Annotated in this window: 2 protein-coding genes; both read left to right on the top strand. The window is 42.2% G+C overall.

The genetic code is table 11. The features are described from left to right. Window positions 1-66 precede the first annotated feature (66 nt). Window positions 67-408: a hypothetical protein gene (locus DXD65_RS20885; protein ID WP_008666166.1), complete on the top strand. Its 342-nt coding sequence runs from the start codon at window positions 67-69 to the stop codon at window positions 406-408. A 58-nt stretch (window positions 409-466) separates the two neighbouring features. Continuing rightward, the coding region (locus tag DXD65_RS20880; protein ID WP_147350697.1) for a transposase at window positions 467-974 on the top strand (508 nt) is incomplete at its 3' end.

Here is a 974-nt window from a genome sequence, read left to right as displayed (position 1 = left end):
GGGTCAATGTAAAAACCTGAGGGGTAAATTTATAAATTATTATCTTTGTCTCCAAATTCATAGCTTATGGAGTTAAACGGTTATCGCCTTCTTCTTCCTGAAGGCACTTTAGAGTACTTTGCTCTTGTTGATGTGAAGGAAAGCGTAAATGAAGTTGTGATCTACCTTGAGGAAAAAAATATCGTTCCTGAGAAGTATACAGATCAGGATACTGAGAGTAAAGGCTTTTATGATCCTGTTATTGTTCAGGATTTTCCTCTTCGTGGCAAGAAGGTCTTCCTTAATATTCGTCGTCGTCGCTGGATCTTAAAGAAGCATAATGAGTATATCTCTCGTAACTGGCGTATGGTGGCTGAAGGTACTCGTATGACGCAAGATTTTGCGTCTTTTTTAAAAGAACTATATTGATAGCTATCCGATCAGTTGTAAGCTCTTAGGTGTTTTATATGGAGTTGACGGAGATTTATTGGAGCGTCAATACCGTAACCATCTAAGTGGTTATCTCCATTGGGACCAACTTGTTCATGCAGAGGATTGGCTACTATTCGAAAAGAATATCGGTGCTTATATCTGTATTGATGAGGTAGCCCTCTCGCGTGGAGAACTCTATACTGTACTGATCAATAAAGAAGCTCACGGTGGTAAAGGTAGTATGATTGCTATCATTAAAGGTACGGACGTTCATACGGTCACTTCTGTCCTGCTTAAGCTATCCCGTCTCCGCCGTTACCAAGTGCGCGAGATTACTTTGGATATGGCTCCTAACATGGAGCAGATTGCCCGCATCTGCTTTCCTGCGGCCAAACGTGTTACCGATCGCTTTCACGTACAGAAGTTAGCTTATGAAGCGGTGCAGGAGATGCGTGTAAAAGCTCGCTGGGAGGCTTTGGATGAAGAGTCCACTCAGATTGCTTATGCAAAGGCCTGTGGAAAGATGTATCATGCACCTGTTTTCGCTAATGGAGATACAAGAA

The sequence above is a fragment of the Bacteroides sp. 4_1_36 genome (genome assembly GCF_003466325.1).
Taxonomy (GTDB): Bacteria; Bacteroidota; Bacteroidia; order Bacteroidales; family Bacteroidaceae; genus Bacteroides; species Bacteroides uniformis.
The sequence above is the reverse complement of the archived record's forward strand: the minus strand, read 5'-3'. Positions and strand labels throughout refer to the sequence as shown.

Excerpts from the sequence above, each read along its gene's own strand:
- DXD65_RS20885 (WP_008666166.1), top strand. The coding sequence starts at position 67 with ATGGAGTTAAACGGTTATCGCCTTCTTCTTCCTGAAGGCACTTTAGAG.